Genomic DNA, 14,587 nt, shown 5'->3' with positions numbered 1-14,587 from the left:
CTCCTCAGGCCGCCGGGGCGGCGTGGTCGTGGATCAGGACGCCGCGGATGTTCTTGCCGGACTTCATGTCGGCGAAGCCCTGGTTGATGTCGTCGATCCGGTAGCGCGTCGTGACGAGCTCGTCGAGCTTGAGCTTGCCGGCCTTGTACTGGGCCAGCAGGCTCGGGATGTCGGCGATCGGGTTGCAGTCGCCGAACATCACGCCCTTGATCGAGCGCGACATCGTCTGCAGCTCCTGCGGGTGGACCGGGATGATCTCGGTGTCCGGGCCGAGCGCGACGAGCACGCAGGAGCCGGACTTGGCGACGGTGCGGAACGCCTCGGCGATGATGTCGCCCATCGCGCGGTCGACCGTGATGATCGTCGCGTCGGTGCCCTGCCACTCCGTGCGCTCGTGGATGTAGGGCAGCGCCTCGGCGATGGTGGCGAACGTCGCCGTGGCGCCGAACTCGGCGGCGCGCTCGCGCTTGGAGGCGACGGGGTCGACCACGACGACGTGCGTCGCGCCGGCCGCCGCCGCACCCTGGACGGCGTTGACGCCGACCCCGCCCATGCCGACGATCAGGACGACGTCGCCGGGCTTCACCTCGGCCACGTTCGTCGCCGCGCCGAAGCCGGTCGCGACGCCGCACGAGACGAGGCAGGCGACGTCGAGCGGGATGTCGTCGTCGATCTTGATCGCCTGCTGCTCCGAGCAGACGATGTGGTCGGAGAACGTGCCCAGGCGGCAGAGCGCGCCGAGGCCCTGGCCGTCGCGGAAGAACCGGTAGGTCCCGTCCATCGACTTGCCCTGCTCCATCAGGTAGCCGTTCTTGCACAGGTTGGAGCGCCCGGTGGTGCACCACTTGCAGACGCCGCAGACGGGGATGAACGAGGTGCAGACGTGGTCGCCGACCTGCACGCGGGTCACCTTCGACCCGACCTTGCGGACGATGCCCGCGCCCTCGTGGCCGCCGACGAACGGCAGCTCGACCTGCAGGTCGCCGTCCGTCAGGTGGGCGTCGGAGTGGCAGAGGCCCGAGGCGTGCACCTCGATGAGGACCTCGTGGTCGTTGGGCTCGCCGAGCTCGAGGTCGACGACCTCCCAGTCCTGTCCGACGGCCTGGATGATGGCTCCGCGGGTCTTCATGCGTTGTCCTTCGGGTCGGTGGTGGCGTCCGCGCTCGCGGCCGCGAGCGCGGCCTGGCGGGCGTCGTTCTGCAGCCGGCGGTCGTTCCGCTGGCGGAGGAGCTTCGAGAGGATCACGGCGATGATCAGCGCCGCGCCGTAGAAGAGCTGCTGGACGTAGTTCTCGGCGCCGAGCAGCTGCAGGCCGGTCGTGCCGGTGACGATGAAGTAGAGGGCGATGAACGTGCCCCAGGGGTTGAAGCGGCCGATCTTGAGCGTCGTCGAGCCCAGGAAGCACGCGGCGAAGGCGGGCAGCAGGAAGGACGCGCTCGAGTTCGGGTCCGCCGAGCCGGTGGTGCCGGCGAGGACCACGCCGGCGATCGCGGCGATCGTGCCGGACGCGACGAGGGCGAGGAAGCGCGAGCGGCCCACGGCGATGCCGTTCAGGCGCGCCATGTCCTTGCTCTGGCCGACGAACAGCAGGCGCTGGCCGGCGGGCGTGTAGTCGAAGACGTACCAGAGCAGCCCGCAGAGGATCACGGCGTACCAGAAGTTCACCGGGATGCTGAGGACCGTGTTGGTCAGCACGGCGTCGGACAGGCCGACGTCGATGCCGCTGATCGTGGCGGAGTCCGAGATCCAGAACAGGACGCCCTGGAGCAGCGTCGACATGCCGAGCGTGACGATGAACGGGTCGATGTCGAAGCGGACGACGATCGCGCCGTTCACCGCGCCGATGAGGGCGCCCGCCAGGACGGCCACGACGCACGCGGGGACGATCCCCCACCCGTGGTTGACGTTGAGGATCGCGACGAGCATCGCCGAGACGCCGAGCGTCGCGGCCACGGACAGGTCGTAGTCCCCGACCCGCAGCGGGATGAGCAGTCCGAGCGCCAGGATCAGCAGCACGGTCTGCGACCCGAGCATGCTCGAGATGTTCCCCTCGGTGAGGAACCGGTCGGTCGTCACCGAGAAGACGACGATCACGAGGGCCCAGACCCCGATGAGCGCGAACCGCTCGGGCTCCCGGCGGTGCTTCAGCTTCACGGGCTCGGGCGCGGCGGGACCGTCCGAGGGCCCGGCCGCCGTCACCGGCCGCGTCGTGGTGGTGGTCATGCTGCGGCTCCTGCGTAGATGGCGGTGGTCAGGGCGTCCTTCGTGATCGCGTCGCCGGCGATCTCGTCGACGACGCGGCCGTCGGCGAAGATCAGGACGCGGTCCGCGAGCTGGACGAGCTGCTCGTAGTCCGAGGTGGCGCACAGGACGGACGCGCCGCCGGCCACGGCCTCGCGGACCAGGCGGAAGATCTCCCGGCGCGCGCCCACGTCGACGCCCTGGGTGGGCTCGGCGAGCAGCATCACGGCGGGCTTCGTGTCGAGCCACTTGCCCAGCAGCGCCTTCTGCTGGTTGCCGCCCGACAGGCTCGAGAAGAGCGCGGCGGGGTCGGCGGGCTTGACGTGCAGCCGCACGCACGTGTCCTGCGACTGCTGGCGCAGGGCGCCCCAGCGCAGCCGGCCGCCCCGGAACGAGCTGCGCAGGAACGGCAGCGACATGTTCTCCAGGACGGACAGGCGCGGGGCGCTGCCGAGCGCCTTGCGGTCGGCGGGCAGCAGCACCACGTCGTGCCCGAGCATCCGCTGCGGCGTGGGCCGCTCGATGGCGTCGCCGCCGACGTGCACGGTACCGCCGACGGGGCTGCGCACGCCGTAGAGCAGATCGGTCAGCTCCTCGATGCCCGACCCGGCCAGGCCCGTCACGCCGACGACCTCGCCGGGGTGCAGGTCCAGGTCCAGGCCGCGGACGCGCTCGCCCGACAGGCCCCGCGTGGAGAGCACCACCTCGGGGCTGCGCTGCGTGCCGTCGTCGGGCCGGGTGACCGCGCCGATCTTCACGCCGAGGATCAGCTCGACGAGCTCCTCGCGGCCCAGGCCGTGGACGTCGCGGGTGCCGACGTTGCGGCCGTCGCGCAGGACGGTGACGCGGTCGCAGATCTCGAGCACCTCGTCGAGGTCGTGCGAGACCAGGATGACGGCGTCGCCCTCCTGCCGCAGGCGGTCGACCAGGCGGAAGAGGATCCCGACGTCGGCGCTGGGCAGGAAGACCGTCGGCTCGTCCAGGATCAGCAGCTGCGGCCGCCGCTCGCCGGCGCGCGCGTGCAGCTCCTGCGCCGCGACGGCGCGGACGATGGCGACCATCGCGCGCTGCACGGGGCTGAGCTGGTCGATCCGCGCGTCGGGGTCGACCGCCACCTCGAACCGCGCGAGCAGCTCGGTCGCGCGATCGCGCTCCGCGTCCCACGGGATCCGGCGCATCGTCCCCCGCGCGCCGACGTGGTCGAAGGCGAAGTGCTCCAGGACGGTGGCGGCGTCGGACAGCCCCAGGTCCTGGTGGACGAAGGACAGGCCGCGGTCCCGCAGGCCGTCCGCGCCGAAGGGCATCGGCACGTCCTGCCCGTGGATCGCGACCGCGCCCTCGTCGGCGTCGTGCACGCCGGCGAGGGTCTTGATCAGCGTCGACTTGCCGCAGCCGTTGGCGCCCAGCAAGCCGTGGACCTCGCCGGCGCGCACCGTCAGGTCGACGCCCCCGAGGGCCGGCACGCCGGCGAAGCGCTTGACGAGGCCGGAGACCCGCAGGACCTCCGCACCGGCGACGCCCGTGGCGTCGCCGGCCTGCGCCTGGCGAGGCTGGCTCACTTCAGGCCCCAGAGGGTGTCGTAGCCGGCGTCCACGTCGCCGAAGCCCTTGCCGGAGACGGGCGGGGTGCCGGCCTCGTCGACGTTCTCGGGCGTGAACACGCGCAGCGGCGCGGTCGGCTTGTCGAGCGGCTTCTTGCCGAGCATCAGGCGGAACGCCTGGTCCATCGTCAGCAGGCCGATGAGCGTCGGGCTCTCGCCGACGTTCATCTTCAGGTTGCTGCCGCCCTTCTGCATGAGGGCGTTGATCGACGGCGTGCCGTTGAACGAGTAGACGTTGACCGTCCGGCCGCGGGCGGCCTGGCGGATCGCCGGGTCCGTGTACTGCGCCATCGAGTCGTAGATGGGCAGGATCGTGTTGATCTCGCCGTCGCGGTTGAGCTCGGACTGGACCTGCGGCTGCACCTTCGTGGCCCAGTCGGCGACGGGCACGTTGGTGACGGTCAGCGAGCACTTCGACCCGCAGCGCTTGGCCAGCTCGTCCTTCATCGCGGCGACCATGCCCTTGGACGGGCGCGTCTCGTCGGCCGAGATCGCGAGGGCCTTCACGGGCTTGCCGTTCTGGTCCGCGATGGCCTTGTCGACCATCAGGCGGGCGGCGTTGTAGAACTCGCCGGCCGCGACCGCGTCCACGCCCTTGGGCGTCGGCGACGTCGGGTCCTCCTCGTGGGCGGCGATGATCTTCACGCCCGCCTTCTCCGCGGCGCGGATCTGCGGCTGCAGCGTGTCCGGCAGCGGGCCGTTGAGGATGATCACCGACGCCTTCGCGTTGATCGCGTCCGAGAAGCCCTGCTGGAAGTCGGAGACCTTGCCCTGCGAGGGGAACGTCACGTACGTGACGCCGGCCTTCTTCGCGGCGGCGGCCATCGCGGCCTCGCCGTCCTTGTAGAACGGGATCGAGGTCGTGATCGGGATGGAGTAGACCGTCTTGCCCTTCAGGCTCGACACGTCGATCGGCTCGGCGTCCGACTCGAACTTCGGCACCGCCGAGTACTTGGCGATCTGGTCCTTGGCGTACTGGACGTTCTCCGCGGAGACGTCCGAGCCGGCGCCGCCGCCGGAGGCCGAGCCGCCGGAGTCGTCGCTCGACCCGCAGCCGGTGAGCGCGGCGGCGCCGATGACGGCGGCGCAGCCGAGTGTCGTGAGTGTGCGCATGTGTCCCCCTCGTTTGGTGTCGGTCCGGTCACCGGTCCCGCAGCGCGGGATCGGCCTCCAGGTCGTCGTGGATCCGCTCCACGGAGCGCCGCCGGAACAGCTCGATCAGGTCGTCCGGGTAGCCCGGCGATCCCCCGATCGGCGCGTGGATCCGGTCCTCGAACGCGATGCGCTGGGCGCATTCCTCGCGGTCCCAGCCGCGATCTCGTGCCGCGGCCACCCGGCCGACGAGCTCCCGCCCCAGGGCGCGGTAGCGCTCCAGGAGCTCTCGTCCGCCGGGCTCTCCGTGGCCGGGCACGAGGTGTTCGAAGTCGATGCCCTCGGCGCGGTCGATCGCGTCGAAGAACGCCGGGACGCTGCCGTCCAGCCAGGCCGGCAGGCCCAGGTTGCAGACGTCGTCGCCGGTGAACAGCACGCCCTCCTCGGGCACGTGCACGAAGATCGTGTTCTCCGTGTGGCCCGGGGCGTGCTGCAGCTCGAGCCGTCGGTCGCCGACGTGCAGGGTCATGCGGTCGTCGAACGTCACGTCCGCCAGGCGGACCGCGTAGTCGTCGACGAGCGGCACGGCGTCGGGGTCGATGACCGCGAACAGGTCGCGCAGGTACTCGCGCGTGGGCGCGGCCTCGACCAGGCGCTCGCGGGTGCGGCGGTGGGCGACGACGGCGCCGGGCAGCCAGCGGTTGCCGATCGTGTGGTCGGGGTGGTGGTCCGTGTTGACCAGCCAGCGCGCGGTGCCCAGGCCGGCGACCGTCGCGGCCCACGCCTGCGCGTCCGTCGGGCGGTGCGGCGCGTCGACGAGGGCGAGGGTGCCGTCCCCGCCGTCGACGATGCCGTTGTTGGACCCCAGGTGCTGCGTCTCCACGTGGACGCGGTCGGTGAGCTGCCGCAGGGCCATCTCAGTCCTCGGCGGGCGGCAGCGACGGGGCGCCCAGGGCGCCGATCAGGTTCTCGATCCGCAGCGGGCTGAAGACCTCGAGGAAGACGGCCTCGCCCTCCAGGCTGCGGCCGCTGTGCGGCACGCCGCGCGGCACGACGGCCACGTCGCCGACGCCCAGCTCGAACGTCTCGCCGCCGACGGTCAGCTCGATCCGCCCCTGGATCACGACGTTGGCCTGCTCGTGCTCGGGGTGCTCGTGCTCGGGCAGCACCGTCGGGTGCACCCAGCGGATGCGGTTGAGCCCCATCTGCCGGCCGGCGACCGCGGTGCGGAAGTTGTTCGGCAGCCCCTCGACCTCGGGCAGCGCGTCCCAGGAGGTCCAGTACGTCACGCCGCCAGCCCCCGGACCCGTGCGACGACCTCGTCGGTCGACGCGACGTCGCAGTACTTCTGGCCCAGGTCGAACAGGTTGGCCTGGTGGACCGTGGGCGAGCGGTCGTAGACCGCGTCGTGCGGCACGACGCACTTGAAGTTGTAGGAGAACCCGTCGACGACGGTGCCGCGGACGCAGCCCGAGGTCGTCGCGCCGGTGGCGACGATCGTGTCGGCGCCCAGGCCGATCAGGTAGCTCGCCAGCGGCGTGCCGAAGAACGCGCTCGGGTGCTTCTTCGGCAGCAGCAGGTCGCCGGGCTGCGGCGCGACGGCCTCGGGGAAGCGGTACCCGTGGTCGGGCACGTCCATGATCCCCGGCACCTTGGCCCCGAGCACGCCGCCCCGGTCCTCGGCCGTCTTCGGCGCGACGTGCGGGTAGAGGATCGGCAGGCCCTGCTCGCGGAAGACCGCGACGAGCTTCGCGATCTGGTCGACCGCGGCCCAGCCCACGTCGCCGCAGGACGTCGTGTAGTCCTCGAGGCTCTCGAAGAACGGCTTGGGGCTGTTGCCCATCGTCCGGTGCTGCACGTCGATGATCAGCAGCGCCGGGCGCGTGCCGAAGCCGGAGGGGCGGCCGAAGCCGGCGGCCTCGTAGCGGCGCTCGTCGTCCGCGGTGATGACGTCGGACCAGGGGCTCGGGGTGCTCATGCGGGGGCTCCGGGGGTCGCAGGGACGCCGCTGCGGTGGCGCGGCAGGTACTGGCCGGCGGGCTCGCCGACGGGGGCGCCGTCGGCGAAGACGGTGCGCCCGCGAAGCAGGGTGCGCTCGACGCGGACCCCGACCTCGACGCCCTCCCAGGGCGTGAAGCCGGCGCTCGCGAGCTCGGTCGCGGCACTGATCGTGTTCGGGGCGTCCAGGTCGACGATCACCAGGTCGGCGTCGGTGCCGGGGCGGATCGCGCCCTTGCGGTCACCCAGGCCGAACGTCCGCGCGGGGCGGGTCGACACCAGATCGACGAGGCGCTCGAGCGAGATCCCGCGGCGCAGGTGGCCCTCCGTCAGCACGAGGGGCAGCAGCTGCTGCATCCCGGGGAAGCCGGGCGACGCCTTCGCCAGCCCGCCCTCCTTGAAGCGGCCGTGGCGCGGCACGTGGTCCGAGCCGATGGTGTCGATCGTGCCGTCGGCGATCGCCGCCCACAGCGCCTCGCGGTCGGCCGGCGGCCGCAGCGGCGGATTGACCTTGCCCTCCACGCCGACGGGCGACGCCGTGTCGAGGGTCAGGTAGTGCGGGCAGGTCTCGATCGAGATCCGCGGCTGGTGCGCGCGGACGTCGCGCAGCACGTGCAGCGACGTCTCATTCGTCACGTGGACGGCGTGGACGTCGGCCTGCGCGAGCATCGACAGGAAGCCGATGCGCTCGAGCGCCTCGGCCTCGACGTAGCCGGGGCGGCTGCGGTCCCACCGCTCGAGCGGGGAGCCCTCGCCGTCGAGCACGCCGCGGCGCGCGAGCAGCTTGATCAGGTCGGCGTTCTCGGCGTGCGGGTTGACGATCGCGCCGTTCGCCGCGGCGGCCTCGAGCAGCTCGAGCAGGAAGCCGTCGTCGTTGCCGGGCAGGCCCAGGCGCTGCCCCTCGTCCGTGCGGAAGTTCATGAAGAACTTGAAGGACGAGACGCCCAGGTCGCGGACGTAGTGCGGGATCGCGTCCAGCTGCTCGCGGGTGCCGATGCAGAAGTGGAAGCCGAAGTCGACGCGCGAGTCGGCGTCCATCGCGCCGCGGGCGACCGGCAGGACCTCGTCGTACGGGTCCGCGGACATCAGGTAGGCGACGAGCGACGTGACGCCGCCGGCGGCGGCGGCCGCGGTCTCGGGGCCGACGTCCTCGGGCGTGCGCGGCACCGTGATGTCGGCGCCCAGGTGCACGTGCGCGTCGACGACGCCGGGCAGCACGTGGCGGCCGGTCACGTCGAGCGTCTCGGCGGCGTCGGCGGGCGCGTCGGGCGCGACCACGCCGGCGATCCGGCCGCCGGCGACGAGCACGTCGGCGCGCTGCGGCCCGACGCCGGGCAGCACGACGGTGCCGCCCGCCAGGCGCAGGTCGATCGGGGCGGCGGCGGTCACGACGCGTACCTCGCCTCGAGCTCGTCGTAGTGCGGCTTGCCGACGGCCTCCTGGCGCTCCTGCCAGGTCGCCATGACGTCGGTCAGCGTGGCGCTGGACCCGTGCTCGCGCAGCTCGGCGTACGCGTGCGTGACGGCGCGCTGGGCGGTGCGCAGAGCGGCGTTGGCGTAGAGGGCGATCGAGAAGCCCATCTCCCCCAGCTCGTCGAGCGGCACCATCGGCGTCGAGCCGCCCTCGACCATGTTCGCGACGAGCGGCGCGTCGACCTCGGCGGCCACGCGCCGCAGCTCGTCCACGGACGTCGGGGCCTCGACGAAGATCACGTCGGCGCCGAGCTCGCGGTAGGCCAGGGCCCGCTCGATGGCCTCGTCCAGGCCGTTCGTGGCGCCGGCGTCCGTGCGGGCGACGATCAGCGTCTCCTCGCTGCGGCGGCTGTCGAGCGCGGACTGCAGCTTGCCGCGCATCTCGTCGAGCGGGATGACGGCCTTGCCGGCGAAGTGCCCGCACTTCTTGGGGAAGACCTGGTCCTCGAGCTGGATGGCGGCGGCGCCGGCGCGCTCGAGCTTGCGAACGGCGTGCCGCACGTTCACCGCGTTGCCGAAGCCCGTGTCGCCGTCGACGACGAGCGGCACGTCGACCGCGTCGGAGATCGCGGCGACGTGGTCGGCGAGCTGATCCACGCTCGTCAGGCCGATGTCGGGCACGCCGAGCCGGGAGTTCGCCAGGCCGGCGCCGGTGACGTAGATCGCGTCGAACCCGGCCGCAGCGGCGAGCCGGGCGCTCAGGGCGTCGTACACCCCGGGCAGGAGGATCGGGGCACGGCCGGCGTGCGCCTGCCGGATCTGCTCCGACAGCGGGGGACTTGTGCGATCTGCGTGAGCCACGGCACAGAACCAACCACACCGCACTGCTGATTGTCAACAGTTGATCGTCGACTATGTGCAGCGCAGCCGCCCAAACCGGCGTTTGGACGGGACGGCGACGTAGGCTTCGGCCATGCGACCGTCCCGTCCGTCCCGCCCCCTCCCCGCTCCAGCGACCGCCGTGAGCCCGGAGCGCCCCCGATGAGCACGACGCGGCGCGGTCCGATCGCGCGCTCCGGCAACTCGTTCGCCGACCAGGTCGAGCGGACGCTGCGGGAGCAGATCCTGCGCGGGCACTTCCCGTCGGGCGGGCGCCTGAACGAGGTCGAGATCTCGACGGAGCTCGGCGTCAGCCGCGGACCGGTGCGCGAGGCGATGCAGCGCCTGGCGCGGGACGGCCTCGTCGAGCTGCAGGCCCATCGCGGCGCGTTCGTGCGGGCCCTGACGCCCGGCGAGGTCCGCGACCTCTTCGAGGTGCGCACGGCCCTGGAGTCCACGGTCGCCCGCCTGGCCGCCGAACGCGCCACGGACGAGGACCGGGAGCGGCTGCGGGCGCTGCGCGACGCCGGGCCACGCGGCGACGACCTCTCCGTCCCCGCCGACGAGCGCTTCCAGGGCGCCCGGGACGTGCACGCCCTGCTCGCCCTCGCCGCCGGCAACGAGGCGCTCGCCGCGCACGTGGCGCTGGTCAACCAGGAGCTGCAGCTGCTGCGGACGCAGTCGGGCGAGGTTCCCGACCGCGCCCACCACGCCGTCGAGGAGCACGACGAGCTCGTCGACGCGGTCCTCGCCGGGGACGGCGAGCGCGCAGCGGACGCGATGGAGGCCCACCTGCGGCACGCCCTCGACCACGCCCTGCGGTCGATGGCCCCCGCGGACTGAGCGCGGCGGCGGGGCGGCGGGCGAGGCGGCGCGCGCCGGCACCGGACCGCGCGGGCCGACGGCCGGGCGGTGCAGACTCCGGCGGGAGGACGACGCGGCGGCGGGCGGAGCGCGGCGACGCCCGGCGCCGCGGCGACACGGGTCCGGTCGGCGCGGGATGCCGGCCGACCGGAAGTGTTGACAGTTGACCGGCGCTCCGGCTAGCGTGCGCGACGGCACACGACTCCCGACCGACCGTTCGGGACGCGCCGCCCCTCTCCATGCCGCCCGCCTCGTCGACGTCCTCCCCCGCCACCCCCGCGGACACGCCCGCCACGGCCGCCGCGGGCTTCGCCGCCCTCGTCCGCTGGGCGACGTCGGTCGCCTACGACGACCTGCCCGACGACGTCCGCCGGCGGGCGCTACTCGTGCTCGCCGACGACCTGGGCGCGATGCTCGCCGTCCGCGACGACCCGCAGGTCTCCGCGGTGCGCGACTCGCTCGTCCTGCCGGGCCAGCCCGCCGAGGCCACGGTCGTGGCCGGCGGCCGGCGCCGCGGTGAGCGCGCGGCCGTCGCCGCCGCCAACGGGGCGGCGGCGGACTGGGCCGAGATGGACGAGGGCTACCGGCCCGCGACCTGTCACGCCGGCCTCTACGTCCTGCCGGCGCTGCTCGCCGAGGCCGAGGCCCGCGGCCGCACGGGCGAGGAGCTGCTGGCCGCCCTCGTCGCCGGCTACGAGGTCGTCACCCGGGTCGCCCGGGCCTGGCGTCACGACGAGCTGGTCATCCATCCCCACGCCCTGCTCGCGCCCATCGGCGCGGCGACCGGTGCGGCGCTCGCCGCCCGGGTGCCCGCCGACCAGGCCGTCGCGGCCGTGTCGGCCGGCGCCACGACGGCGATGCTCGGGCCGTTCGACCACGCGCTGACCGGCGAGCTGGTCCGCAACGCCTGGTCGGGCATCGCCGCCTGGACCGGCGTGCAGCTCGTCCGCTGGTCGGCCGTCGGGATCGGCGGCGCGCCGAGCGCCCCGCACACCGCGTTCGCCGGCGCCATGGGCGCCACGGCCCACCCCGCCGCGCTCACGGACGGGCTGGGCGAGACGTGGGCGATCCGCGACGGGTACCACAAGCTCTTCGCCTGCTGCCAGTACGCCCACTCGACGGTCGAGGCCCTGCTCGAGGCGCGGCCCGAGATCGGCGAGCGCCGGATCGACGACGTCGTCGACGTCGAGGTGCGCACGCATCCCCTGGCGCTCAAGCTCGACGGGGCGCGGCCGGCGACGAGCCTGGCGGCCAAGTTCTCCGTCCCCCACGTCGCGGCCGCCGCCCTGGTGCGCGGCGCCGTCGACGCCGACGCGTGCGCGCCCGCCGCGCTGGCCGACCCGCGCATCGCGGCGCTCCGCGAGCGGGTGCGCCTGGTGCCCTTCTCCCCCGTCCCCGTGCCGCCGCACGACCGGCCGGCCACCGTCGTCGTGACGCTCCGCGACGGCACGACGGTCGAGCGCACGTGCATGAGCGCGATCGGCTCGCCCGACCGCCCCCTGCCCGTCGACGTCCTGCTCGACGACAAGCTGCACGGCGCCGTCGGCGCCGACCACCCCGGGTTCGTCCCCACCGTCCGCGGCCTGCTGGAGCGCCCCGCGCTCCTGCGCCGCCCGTGGGGCGAGACCCTCGACGCCCTCCTGGAGGCCTGAATGCCGCAGATCAACCGCACCGGCGACTTCGACACCGAGGTCGACGTCCTCGTCGTCGGCGCCGGCGGCGCGGGCCTCGTCGCCGCCCTGGCCGCGCACGAGGCCGGCGCCACCGTCGCCGTGGTCGAGAAGTACGACCGCGCGGGCGGCAACACCGCGCTGTCGACGGGGTCGGTCCCCGGCGGCGGCACGAAGTACCAGGCCGAGGCCGGCATCGAGGACTCGCCCGAGCGCATGGCCGCGGACCTGCTGCGCCAGAGCGGCCCGCACGACGCCGAGTGGCTGACCCACCAGCTGGCCCGCCAGTCCGCCCCGCTCGTCGAGTGGCTGCGCGAGGACGTCGGCATCGAGCTCGAGCTGATCACGGACTACAAGCACGTCGGCCACTCCGTCCCGCGCCTGCACGCGCCGCGGAGCCGCAAGGGCCAGGATCTGGTCAACGACCTGGTCCGGGCGCTCGAGGAGCGCGAGATCCCGCTCGTCCTGGGCCACCCCGTCGAGGACCTGCTGCTCGACGACGACGGCCGCGTGTCCGGCGTCCTCGTCCGCGGCGACCGCGTCGAGGAGACCCGGCTGGGCGCCCCGAACGTCGTCCTCGCCGCCAACGGCTTCGCCGGCAACCGCGAGATGGTGCGCGAGTACTGCCCCGACGTCGCCGACGCGGAGTACTTCGGCGCGCACGGCTCGACCGGCGAGGCCGTCGCGTGGGTGCGGGACCTGGGCGCGAAGCTCGAGAACATCGGCGCCTACCAGGGCTACGCCGCAGTGGCCTACCCGCACGGCTCGATCACGAGCTGGACGACGGTCGAGATGGGCGGCGTGCTGGTCAACCCCGACGGCGTGCGCTTCGGCGACGAGACCGTCGGCTACTCGGGCTTCGCCGCCGACGTCATCGCCCACGGCGGCGCCGCGTGGGTGCTCTTCGACCAGCGGATCCGCGACTACGTCGCCGGCAACGAGCTGGAGTTCCGCGAGCTCGTCGAGCACGGCGGCGTGCGGGTGGCCGAGGATCCGCGCGAGCTGGCGCGCTACTTCGACCTGCCCGAGGACGCTGTCGCCCGCACCGTCGAGGAGGCCGCGCGCGACGCGGCCGCCGGCACGCCCGACCGCTTCGGCCGCACGGACTTCGGCTTCGGCCCGCTGACCGCGCCGTACGCGATGTGCCGCACGACGCCCGGCCTCTTCCACACCCAGGGCGGCGCGGCGATCGACGCCGACGCCCACCCGCTGCGCCCCGACGGCACCGTCATCCCGGGCGTCTTCGCGACGGGCGGCGTGGCGGTCGGCGTGTCCGGCCGCAGCGGCGGCTACGGCTACTCGTCCGGCAACGGCCTGCTGACGGCGATGGGCCTGGGCCGCGTCGCCGGCGCCGCCGCCGCGAACGTCCCGCTGCCCCGATGAGCGCGCAGGAGCCGCTCGCCGTCGGCCTGGCCCGGGGCGTGCGCGCCCTCGCCGGCGCGCCGCTGCCCGCCGACGTGCTGAGCGCGGCGCAGGACCACCTGCTCGACGCCATCGGTGTCGGCCTGGCCGGCGGCGCCGCGCCGACCTCGCCGCTCGGCCCGGCCCTCGGCGCCCTGGGCGGCGGCGACGGCACGGTCCTCGGCCGCGCCGACCGCCTGGCCCCCGCGTCGGCGGCGCTCGTCAACGGCACGCTGATCCACTCCATGGAGTTCGACGACACGCACGTGCCGTCCGTCATCCACGGCAGCGCGGTCGTCGTCCCGGCGGCCCTTGCGGCGGCGGAGCGCCAGGCGTCGTCCGGCGCCGAGCTCGCCGTCGCGGTCGCCGCGGGCTGGGAGACGCTGGTGCTGCTCGGCCTGGCGAGCCCGGGCGGGTTCCAGGCCGCGGGCTTCCAGACCGTCGCCGCGGCGGGCCCGTTCGGCGCCGCCGTCGCGGCCGGCCTGCTGGCGAGCACCGACGAGGCCACGCTCGTCTCGGCGCTGGGCATCTGCGGCAGCCAGGCGAGCGGCACGTTCGCGTTCCTCACCGACGCGTCGACCGTCAAGGCGATGCACGCCGGCTGGGCCGCGCACTCCGGCGTCCTGGCCGTCGACCTGGCCACGGCCGGCGTCACCGGCCCGGCCGCGGTCCTCGAGGACCGCTTCGGCTTCTTCGCCTCCTACGCCCGCGACGCCGAGGCGCCGGGACGGTTCGCGGCGCTGCTCCCCGGCCTGGGCGAGCGGTGGGCGCTGCCCGAGGCGGCGTTCAAGGCCTACCCGTGCTGCCACTACATCCACCCGTTCCTCGAGGCCGCCGAGCGGCTGCGGGACGAGGGCCTGGCGCCCGACGACGTCGCCGAGGTCGTGGTCCGCGTGCCGGACGGCGCGGCGCCGATCGTCTGCGAGCCGTGGGAGCGCAAGCTGACCCCCGCGTCCGACCACGACGCGCGCTGGAGCCTGCCCGTCTGCGTCGCCCAGGTGCTCCTGCGCGGGCGCCTGACGAGCGCTGACGTGACGGGCATCGCCAGCGATCCCGAGGTGCTGGCGCTTGCCACCCGCATGCGCGCCGAGCCGTGGGAGGACTCGGGCTTCCCGGCCCGCTTCCCCGCCGACCTGCGCGTACGCACGACGGACGGCCGCGACCTCCACGCCACCGTCGACGACGTGCGCGGCAGCGCCTCGCGCCCGCTCGGCGCCGACGCGGTGCTGGCGAAGTTCCGCGACAACGCCGAGCCCGTGGTGGGCGCGGCGCGCGCGGACGAGATCGCCGCCGCGGTCCGCGACCTGCGGGCGCTCGACGACGTCCGCGAGCTGACGGCGCTCCTGCGGCCGGCGGCCTGAGCGCGCCCGCCGCCGGCCGACCGCCCGCTTCCCGCACCCCCGCCACTCCGCCCCGCACCCCGGCCGAAG

Annotated in this window: 13 protein-coding genes; 4 read left to right on the top strand and 9 right to left on the bottom strand. The window is 74.2% G+C overall.

Annotation, left to right across the window (positions count from 1 at the left end):
* Positions 1 to 4 precede the first annotated feature (4 nt).
* The 9 genes from J3P29_RS09310 to J3P29_RS09270 are packed head-to-tail and all read right to left on the bottom strand — an operon-like array spanning position 5 to position 9,204.
* Entirely contained in the window at positions 5 to 1,129 is a 1,125-nt protein-coding gene (locus J3P29_RS09310) for an NDMA-dependent alcohol dehydrogenase (protein ID WP_210492898.1), read from the bottom strand.
* A complete protein-coding gene (locus J3P29_RS09305) occupies positions 1,126 to 2,223 on the bottom strand; it encodes an ABC transporter permease (RefSeq protein ID WP_210492896.1) in 1,098 nt (365 codons plus the stop codon). The genes J3P29_RS09310 and J3P29_RS09305 overlap by 4 nt, the downstream gene beginning before the upstream one ends.
* The gene (locus J3P29_RS09300; protein ID WP_210492895.1) at positions 2,220 to 3,800 is read right to left on the bottom strand and encodes a sugar ABC transporter ATP-binding protein; all 1,581 of its coding nucleotides are present in this window, start codon (positions 3,798 to 3,800) and stop codon (positions 2,220 to 2,222) included. The genes J3P29_RS09305 and J3P29_RS09300 overlap by 4 nt, the downstream gene beginning before the upstream one ends.
* The gene (locus tag J3P29_RS09295) at positions 3,797 to 4,954 is read right to left on the bottom strand and encodes a sugar ABC transporter substrate-binding protein (RefSeq protein WP_210492893.1); all 1,158 of its coding nucleotides are present in this window, start codon (positions 4,952 to 4,954) and stop codon (positions 3,797 to 3,799) included. The genes J3P29_RS09300 and J3P29_RS09295 overlap by 4 nt, the downstream gene beginning before the upstream one ends.
* A gap of 28 nt (positions 4,955 to 4,982) precedes the next feature.
* Entirely contained in the window at positions 4,983 to 5,849 is an 867-nt protein-coding gene (locus J3P29_RS09290; protein ID WP_210492891.1) for an MBL fold metallo-hydrolase, read from the bottom strand.
* A gap of 1 nt (position 5,850) precedes the next feature.
* A complete protein-coding gene (locus J3P29_RS09285; RefSeq protein ID WP_210492889.1) occupies positions 5,851 to 6,222 on the bottom strand; it encodes a cupin domain-containing protein in 372 nt (123 codons plus the stop codon).
* The gene (locus J3P29_RS09280; protein ID WP_210492888.1) at positions 6,219 to 6,911 is read right to left on the bottom strand and encodes an isochorismatase family protein; all 693 of its coding nucleotides are present in this window, start codon (positions 6,909 to 6,911) and stop codon (positions 6,219 to 6,221) included. The genes J3P29_RS09285 and J3P29_RS09280 overlap by 4 nt, the downstream gene beginning before the upstream one ends.
* Complete coding sequence (locus J3P29_RS09275) at positions 6,908 to 8,320, bottom strand: amidohydrolase family protein (protein WP_210492886.1); 1,413 nt, start codon at positions 8,318 to 8,320, stop codon at positions 6,908 to 6,910. Before J3P29_RS09275 ends, J3P29_RS09280 begins: the two co-directional genes overlap by 4 nt.
* On the bottom strand, positions 8,317 to 9,204 hold the full coding sequence (locus J3P29_RS09270) for an oxaloacetate decarboxylase (RefSeq protein ID WP_210492884.1): 888 nt from the start codon (positions 9,202 to 9,204) through the stop codon (positions 8,317 to 8,319). The genes J3P29_RS09275 and J3P29_RS09270 overlap by 4 nt, the downstream gene beginning before the upstream one ends.
* Positions 9,205 to 9,384: 180 nt before the next feature.
* Here J3P29_RS09270 and J3P29_RS09265 point away from each other — a divergent pair, with 180 nt between their 5' ends.
* The 4 genes from J3P29_RS09265 to J3P29_RS09250 all read left to right on the top strand — a co-directional run bounded on the left by J3P29_RS09265 (position 9,385) and on the right by J3P29_RS09250 (position 14,518).
* Positions 9,385 to 10,065: a GntR family transcriptional regulator gene (locus J3P29_RS09265; protein ID WP_210492882.1), complete on the top strand. Its 681-nt coding sequence runs from the start codon at positions 9,385 to 9,387 to the stop codon at positions 10,063 to 10,065.
* Between the two features lie 260 nt (positions 10,066 to 10,325).
* Positions 10,326 to 11,738, top strand: a complete 1,413-nt coding sequence (locus J3P29_RS09260) for an MmgE/PrpD family protein (RefSeq protein ID WP_210492881.1) — start codon at positions 10,326 to 10,328, stop codon at positions 11,736 to 11,738.
* Positions 11,739 to 13,139 (top strand): FAD-dependent oxidoreductase, encoded by a 1,401-nt coding sequence (locus J3P29_RS09255; protein WP_210492879.1) that lies wholly within the window; start codon positions 11,739 to 11,741, stop codon positions 13,137 to 13,139. It begins immediately after the preceding gene.
* Positions 13,136 to 14,518, top strand: a complete 1,383-nt coding sequence (locus tag J3P29_RS09250) for an MmgE/PrpD family protein (protein WP_210492877.1) — start codon at positions 13,136 to 13,138, stop codon at positions 14,516 to 14,518. The genes J3P29_RS09255 and J3P29_RS09250 overlap by 4 nt, the downstream gene beginning before the upstream one ends.
* The last annotated feature ends 69 nt before the right edge of the window (positions 14,519 to 14,587 follow it).

The organism is Patulibacter sp. SYSU D01012 (assembly GCF_017916475.1).
In the GTDB taxonomy this organism is placed as follows: Bacteria; Actinomycetota; Thermoleophilia; order Solirubrobacterales; family Solirubrobacteraceae; genus Patulibacter.
The sequence above is the reverse complement of the archived record's forward strand: the minus strand, read 5'-3'. Positions and strand labels throughout refer to the sequence as shown.